The 7,622-nt window shown below is 43.2% G+C and carries 7 protein-coding genes and 3 tRNA genes; 8 read left to right on the top strand and 2 right to left on the bottom strand.

What is annotated here, in order from left to right:
- Window positions 1-129: 129 nt before the first annotated feature.
- The 7 genes from ACPW7N_RS18230 to ACPW7N_RS18200 all read left to right on the top strand — a co-directional run bounded on the left by ACPW7N_RS18230 (window position 130) and on the right by ACPW7N_RS18200 (window position 5,396).
- Window positions 130-206 (top strand) — tRNA-Arg (locus ACPW7N_RS18230).
- Window positions 207-236: 30 nt separating this feature from the next.
- Window positions 237-313 (top strand) — tRNA-Pro (locus tag ACPW7N_RS18225).
- Between the two features lie 15 nt (window positions 314-328).
- Window positions 329-411: transfer RNA gene (locus tag ACPW7N_RS18220), tRNA-Leu, on the top strand.
- Window positions 412-614: 203 nt separating this feature from the next.
- Window positions 615-1,277: an O-methyltransferase gene (locus tag ACPW7N_RS18215; protein ID WP_425652536.1), complete on the top strand. Its 663-nt coding sequence runs from the start codon at window positions 615-617 to the stop codon at window positions 1,275-1,277.
- A gap of 252 nt (window positions 1,278-1,529) precedes the next feature.
- Window positions 1,530-2,453, top strand: coding sequence for an AraC family transcriptional regulator (locus ACPW7N_RS18210; protein ID WP_425652535.1), 924 nt, complete (start codon window positions 1,530-1,532; stop codon window positions 2,451-2,453).
- Between the two features lie 219 nt (window positions 2,454-2,672).
- Window positions 2,673-3,512: an AAA family ATPase gene (locus tag ACPW7N_RS18205; protein ID WP_425652538.1), complete on the top strand. Its 840-nt coding sequence runs from the start codon at window positions 2,673-2,675 to the stop codon at window positions 3,510-3,512.
- A gap of 3 nt (window positions 3,513-3,515) precedes the next feature.
- Window positions 3,516-5,396 (top strand): vWA domain-containing protein, encoded by a 1,881-nt coding sequence (locus ACPW7N_RS18200; RefSeq protein WP_425652534.1) that lies wholly within the window; start codon window positions 3,516-3,518, stop codon window positions 5,394-5,396.
- A gap of 24 nt (window positions 5,397-5,420) precedes the next feature.
- Here ACPW7N_RS18200 and ACPW7N_RS18195 read toward each other — a convergent pair whose 3' ends face one another.
- Window positions 5,421-6,188: a DUF5995 family protein gene (locus tag ACPW7N_RS18195; protein ID WP_425652533.1), complete on the bottom strand. Its 768-nt coding sequence runs from the start codon at window positions 6,186-6,188 to the stop codon at window positions 5,421-5,423.
- A 185-nt stretch (window positions 6,189-6,373) separates the two neighbouring features.
- Here ACPW7N_RS18195 and ACPW7N_RS18190 point away from each other — a divergent pair, with 185 nt between their 5' ends.
- On the top strand, window positions 6,374-6,910 hold the full coding sequence (locus ACPW7N_RS18190) for a type 1 glutamine amidotransferase domain-containing protein (RefSeq protein WP_425652532.1): 537 nt from the start codon (window positions 6,374-6,376) through the stop codon (window positions 6,908-6,910).
- Between the two features lie 127 nt (window positions 6,911-7,037).
- On the opposite strand, the gene ACPW7N_RS18185 is transcribed toward ACPW7N_RS18190, so the two are convergent.
- Window positions 7,038-7,418, bottom strand: coding sequence for a DUF1360 domain-containing protein (locus tag ACPW7N_RS18185; protein ID WP_425652531.1), 381 nt, complete (start codon window positions 7,416-7,418; stop codon window positions 7,038-7,040).
- Window positions 7,419-7,622: the final 204 nt, after the last annotated feature.

Below are 7,622 nucleotides of genomic sequence, written 5' to 3'. Positions count from 1 at the left end.
AGGTTGATAGGTTCGGTGTGGAAGTGCGGTAACGCATGGAGCTGACGAATACTAATCGGTCGAGGACTTATCCACGTATATCTCTTAGCGAATTTACCTCTGCGTATCCAGTTTTGAAGGTGCAAATGTGTGCCCTTAGCTCAGCCGGATAGAGCGTTTGACTACGAATCAAAAGGTCGGGAGTTCGAATCTCTCAGGGCACGCCATTATTTACCCCAGAACAAAGAATATAAAATCGGGAAGTAGCTCAGCTTGGTAGAGTACTTGGCTTGGGACCAAGGGGTCGCAGGTTCGAATCCTGTCTTCCCGACCATGCAACTTCATATGTGCCGGTATGGCGGAATTGGCAGACGCGCGCGACTCAAAATCGTGAGGGAAACCGTGGGGGTTCAAGTCCCTCTACCGGCACCATACATACGTTATAAAGCCTGGAGACGATCAATGGATCTGTTTCTGGGTTTTTTTATTTGGCAGCCTCCTATGGTTGTATGTACATGTCACCTTCTTTTCGATTGTTCTACGGAAGGGAAATTTCTTGTTGATACAATGCGATATATCGTAATAAAGTGAGTTTATAACGAGATGTCCCCAAAATAAATTCTAAGGAGAAAAATATGAATATTTCTGAAACTTGGAATGACATTGATCTTTATTTTAATATGAAACTTCACACGTCGGATCCCATTTTGGATTCCATACAAAAAGCAAATAGGGAAGCGAATTTGCCCGCTATAGATGTCGCTCCCAATCAAGGTAAATTGCTTTATTTGCTTGCAAAACTTGCAGGAGCAAAGAGCATTTTAGAGATTGGCACTCTTGGGGGATATAGCAGTATATGGTTGGGACGTGCGCTGCCAGACGGAGGGCACCTGGTCACACTTGAGCTTGATACAAATCATGCAAAAGTTGCAGAAGAAAATATTCGAATGGCAGGATTAGAAAATAAAGTTGAAGTCATTGTTGGGCCAGCACTTGATACACTGCCAACTTTAAAAGATAAAGGATTCACCTCCTTCGATTTTATTTTTATCGATGCTGATAAGCCAAACTACCCTAATTACTTGAAGTGGGCATTAAACTATTCAAGATCAGGAACAGTAATCATTGGGGATAATGTCGTTCGCAAAGGGCGTATCATTGATTCTGAAGACCCAATCGAGCAAGGGATCCGCCAATTTATCGATTTGTTATCCGAAGAATCACGCATAGATTCAACCGCTATTCAAACTGTAGGTACCAAAGGGTATGATGGCTTTGTTCTTGGAATAGTTAAATAGCCCAAGTGTGAAATCCAGGTAATAAATAGGGTTCGAGCTAACGCAGAACACTAGTTCAATAAACAGATAAAAACCTCTCATTAGAAGCAAGCCGATAATTAATTGCTCTAATGGGAGGTTTTCGTATGATAGGGAGTATATTGGAATTTCGTTAGTATTCCAATGAAAGGCAATTCTCAGTCTTCTCATGTCGAGTATGCAAGCGATACAATAGTTCGTAGATAAAAAAATAGGGAGAGGTAATTTATTGATATGAGCAATGACTATCAGGAGAGAATAAACAAGGTAATCAAATACATAGAAGAAAACTACGCAGAAAAAATAAATCTCGACTCCTTAGCGGAGGCATCTAACTTTTCCAAATATCATTTTAGCCGTATTTTTACCGCTATTACAGGTGAGACTCCCATGTCCTTTGTCACGACAATTCGTCTACAAAAAGCAGTCCTTGAGTTAAACGAGACGACGAAATCAATAGCGGAAATAGCGAATGTATGTGGGTTTGAATCAATTTCAACGTTTAATGCAAGCTTTAAAAAATATTATCAAACAACTCCATCTGAATGGAGGAAGAATACGACCAAAGATAGCAATATTTTGGGAGAAAAAGGCAAGATGCAAGAAGAGATAGCCAAACCTCTTTGTTACTCTATAGAGAGTAAGAACAGCTTCTTAAGGAGGATTTGGAAGATGAATATCACACTGAAACAATTGCCAGACCTGGAAGTAGCTTATGCGAGACATGTAGGCAGTTATTTAGAGACCTATTATGCTTGGGAAAGATTGGGGACCTGGTCAAACAGCAAAGGGCTGTACCCGACAGAGCAATTTTTTATTGGCATCTCCCTAGATGACCCAAACGTAACGGAGGAACATGAATGTCGATATGATGCTTGTGTGACCTTGCCAGCAAACTTTGTGAAAGAGAGCGAGGACGGGATCAACTTCAAAAGACTATCAGGCGGCACGTATGCCTTGTATCAGTTTTACGATACGATTGATAAGCTGGCTATTGCCTATCAAACGATTTTCGGTCAGTGGTTGCCCAATAGTGAGTACGACGCAGACGATAAACCGTGTCTTGAGTTTTGTATGAACAACCCTGCCATGGACCCAGAAGGAAAAGCAAAAGTCGATTTGTACATTCCTATTAAAGCAAAGCAAGAAGATATGTAAAAAAATTGTTATCACCAATTTATCAGATAGAACAAGGGAGCCGATCTCAGAGATTCGGCTCCCTTTATTTTGCTGTTGTCGGATAGATCCACATCACTGGTCATGATTGGCAGATAATAGTTTTATCTTGTACAACAGAATATGTTAGAATATAACGTTAGCTCTATAAAAATAGTGTTAACCTACATGGAGTTAGAGAGAAACGGAGAGATTCATATGATGTTCTCTGAAAGAGAGATAGAGCAATTACTGCAAAACGAAGAGATGTATCAAGGTGACTATATTCCTCCCGATAAAGAAATTCTCCACGATGCCCTGGTTGCTGTGGCGATGGGCAAGAACCTGTTATTAAAAGGCGGGACAGGCAGTGGAAAAACCAGGCTGGCAGAATACCTGTCAAAAGTATTCAACAAGCATTTGCATGCCATCAACTGCTCCGTCGATCTGGATTCAGAAGCCTTGCTCGGATTCAAGACGCTAGTCCACGAAGCTGACAAGACGCATATTCACTTCGTTGATGGGCCAGTGATACAGGCGATGAAAAACGGCAATTTTTTATACATCGATGAGTTAAACGTTGCTAAACCGGATGTGCTCTCGATCGTAAACGGCGTCCTGGATTATAGAAGATCGATCACCAATCCTTTTACATCGGAAGTAATTACGGCAAAGAGTGGATTTTCCGTGATTGCCGCCATGAATGTAGGCTATGTAGGAACCACCCCGCTGAACGAAGCGTTGAAAAATCGCTTTGTCGTAGTAGAAGTTCCTTACGTGCAAGGAGACCAGCTATATCATTTGTTAAAAAGGCAGTCGAAATGTACGGACGAGAGACTGCTTCGCTCATACGTAGAGCTTTCTGCCGATTTTATCCGAATGGTGAAGACGGGGCAGGTTTCAGAAGAAGTAGCGTCCATCAGGGGGCTCTTGGATGCTTGCGATTTGACCTGCTATATGCCGCCATTGCGTTCCATTAAACGTGCGATCGTCGATAAACTCGATGACCAAAGAGAAAAAGATTTGGTAACGAACATGGCAGAAACCATCTTCGGGGTGTAGGGTATGGAAACATTCTCCTTTCTTGAAAAGAATCTGGATTGGCTGGAAATGATGCAGTTATCCGATTTGGCAAAAGCATTGGCCCAAGACCCGGAAGCGGAAGTGCAATTTGATTTGTTTGCGAGAATTGATCAGCAAAAGAGCATTTTTTATGTCAGCCGATTTTGGGACTCATTTGATGAAGCATCCCGTAGGCTTGGACGGAAAAGTGACGTATACCTGAAAAGCTTCGGCAATGTTCATTTTAGCGATCTGACCGTTTTTCCTCATTATTTGCAAAAGGCAAATGAATACCGAAACACCAAATTTGCCAAGCAGATCTTTTCTTTATTGGAAGACTTACGGGTAGAACAATCAAGCATCCAACAGCGTCCCGGGATGCTCAACGCTTTTCAAAAAAGAAGAGAGCTGTACCAAAAAATTTTTACACAAAAACTGATGTCTTTTATTAGCCATGACTATGAACTGGACAAACTGCTGTATCGGATATACCTGTACGTTACGGCTCCCACACCTATTCGTCATGAGCTGCCATCTTTGATTGGTCCAGCCGAACTCCCATCCATTCTCGATAATGCAAAGCAAGCGCAAAATACTGCGGAGATCATGAAGCTATGTCTAGAAATGATGAACCTGCTGGATGATCGGTACCAGAAGGATTGCCAGGAACAGTTCTTCGGAATTTCCTCTCAAGAAACTTCGTATCTGACATTCGATGATTTGCGCAGAAGAGATGAGGTACATTCCGTCGGGAAAAAAGAGAACGATAATGAGAAAAATGAAACTTCGTCAGAAAAAATGATGACGTGGCATCAGGATACGGCAGTCTCCGAGCAGACGCTGCTTCAGTTCGATGTGGCTGAGGGAACCAATACAGATGTGGTTGGAGATGACATTCGGATGTCGGAATCGAATGATCAGGTGTTTGCTTCCATTCAAGGAAATTCCGTTCAAACCGACAAGCGCAGCTACGATATACAAATGCTAAAGGAAAAGAAGCTGTCTTTGGAACATACAGAAGATAGCCACCAGAACATGACGAATAAAGCACCGATTGCGATTCATTTGGACGAGCTTGTCCCTCAGTACAAAGACTGGAACGAGTATATGGAAATTTGCACTCAGCAGGATCAGCATCGTATGGCCTTGATCAAAACATGGGAAAAAAGCATCGAGCAGAAAAGAAACGAACAGCGCAGCAACTTGTTGAAGGGAAGATTGGGCAAAAAATTGGTTCCTCTGGTTGTAGATGAAATGCCAAGACCTTTTTATAAGAAACAGGAGGAATCAAAGCAAAAAGATGCAGTTTTTTCTTTGCTGGTTGACTGTTCTTCGTCGATGTCAACGAAAATGGACAAGGTCAAGAAGGCAATTATTCTGTTTCATGAAACACTGTATTCGCTTACCATTCCGCACAACGTCACAGGATTTTGGGAAGAATCGGCTGTACTAAAAGATGGACCTTCTCACAATTATTTTCAACCAGTGATCACTTTTGAAAATTGCAACAAGCGGTTGATCGGTTCAGCCATCCTGCAGATGGAGCCGAAAGAAGACAATCGAGATGGCTTTGCTATTCGAGAGATGACTTCCCTGCTAAAGGTTCGAGGGGAAGCACAGAAGTTTTTGTTCGTTTTTTCCGATGGAGAGCCGTCAGCAGCTAATTACGGCGAAGACGGAGTACTCGATACCTATAAAGCGGTTGCCGAAGCCAGAAAGCAGGGAATCCATGTCATCGGAATTTTTTTATCCAACATGGAAGTAAGCGAAAAAGATGTTGAGATGATGAAAATGTTGTATGGCAATTCTTACGTCGCTTTGTATAACATGAATACTCTCCCGGAATCGATAGCAACACTGCTAAGGAAAATTCTGATCAAATAAAAAGCAACCAAGGCAAGTTCGTAATCACCGTAAAACCTCAATATTGCGGCCAACATTTCCAGATTCTCGCAGACTGATGAGGGATAGGCCAATACGGAAAAGCAGTCCAGGCGGTTTGGCGATCACTCTGCCGAGCTCTGCGACACGAATGTCTTTTTTCGTTATGGCCCAATTCTTTTCGGCTGGGGTAAGTTGTGAAAGTTCCAAAGCAAACGCCCATGCTGCATCCCGGGCTTTCCGCATGCTGAAGTTGACAATCGCATCAGAGGCTTTGGGATTGAGATGATCGATCAGACCGACCCAGGGTGAGAGCTCATCAATTTCTGCTTGCACTTCATCAACAAGCGATGCCAAAATCTTGTTGATTTCGAGAAAATCAGTATGTAGGGCATGAATCTGCTCACCCGGGCTGGTTTCGGCGGAGGCAATACCGAGGTCCAGATTGATATGTGCATTCATCCCCAGAAGCAAGTGCTGAAGGATGATCGGCTGGCGGGAGTTGGCTGAGGAAAAGGCAACATTCCAGCTTTCTCTCGTCTGTTTGCCACTGAGAACCTGGGACAATGCTTTCAGGTAGTGATTGGCAAAGATTACATCAAGACGTTCCATACGGGGACCATCCTGAAAAATGCCAGTGTGAATCCCTTCCCTGACTCGTACGGTTACTTTGCGATAGAGCGCTGCAAAATAGCCGAGACGGTTATTTTGGCTGCTTGCCCATGTGATGATCTCATCCAATTGTGTGATAACTTCATCAATTGTTTGTGCACGCCCAAGCTGTGATATATCCATCGTCATCGCCCCTATTCTCGAATCGTTTCTCTAAAATCTATGAGCGTACGCCTCCCTTGACACCTGAAATTTCGGGGAATAAGATAAAAGGGTTTCAAAAGAAAAAAGGCCAACCAGAATGAGCTGGTTGACCTGCGTAATCAAAAGAAACAGATGAAAAATTTTATATACAGGAGGAACTCTTGATGCGTCTGGTAGGTAAGAAAGTTCTCTCATTTATTGACCATGAATTCGAAGATTTGGAGCTCTGGTATCCCATTTTGAGACTTCGGGAGGAAGGAGCAACGGTTCATATAGCAGGCCCAAAAGCAAATGAAGTGTACGAGGGAAAGTATGGGGTTCCATGCACATCCGATCGATCATTTGACGAGATCGATGCAGCAAATTACGATGCGGTTTTGATCCCGGGAGGCTGGGCACCTGATAAGCTCCGCCGTTATTCGCAAGTGCTCACGTTTGTACAGCAGATGCATGAGGCCAAGAAGCCAATCGGTCATATCTGCCACGCCGGTTGGGTGTTGGTTTCCGCCAAGATTTTGCAAGGAGTTCGGACGACATCCACTCCAGGGATCAAGGATGACATGGAAAATGCGGGAGCAATTTGGGTAGATGAGGAAGTCGTAGTGGATGGTCACATCGTCGGCTCCCGTCGTCCACCAGACCTGCCTGCTTATGCCAAAGCATTTGCCGATCTGTTGGCTGCAAAGGGAAAGAACGAATAATACAAAAACGGTTATGACCGTTTTGTTGACCGCAAGTAGTCATATCCACTTTTATAAAAAACGTCGAGACGTTTTTTACTTCACAGGAAAAAAGCAGGTCGCTATCAGTTCAGAGCGCCTGCTTTTTTTATTCCATTTTTTCCGTACGTTTTCCTATGTATTGCACCAGCTTGACCCCTACACCAACGAATGTTTCGAGGATCGCCTGTGCGCCAGCAATGGACAGGATAAAGATAAGCGGCATGGAAAACCGGGGAATCAGAAGATAGGCGGCTCCGAGAAAAATCGCACTCCAAATTCCTGTGCACCAATAGCAGTTCAACAAATAGCCGAACATGGAGGTAGGCGTTTTCTTGGTAGAGACGTGGCCTTCCGAATCAACCACTTTTTCTTTGCGAAGAAAGGGATTGCGGATAAATTCCGTAATTTTATCAAAGACGATCAGATGGGTAAAACGATAGCTGGCTAAAATCAGCATCAAATAGGTTAACCAATCAATATCCTGCATCAAAACCTCCCCGAACCATAAGTGATGCGAACCCGTTATACGAATAGTGTTCCTCCCAACTTGAAAAGATATGAAAAGACATGAATAGACTGAGAAGAATTAACCCTTGCGTAATAGATAATCATTTGTTTTGATAGTAATGTGATAGTCGCAAAATGTTCATAAATAACCTAACATCGATATTGCATGAGCGACCCCAACCGG

Origin of the sequence: Brevibacillus nigriterrae (genome assembly GCF_049846925.1) — a bacterium.
Classification (GTDB): domain Bacteria; phylum Bacillota; class Bacilli; order Brevibacillales; family Brevibacillaceae; genus Brevibacillus_H.
This window is presented reverse-complemented; position numbering and strand designations above follow the sequence as displayed.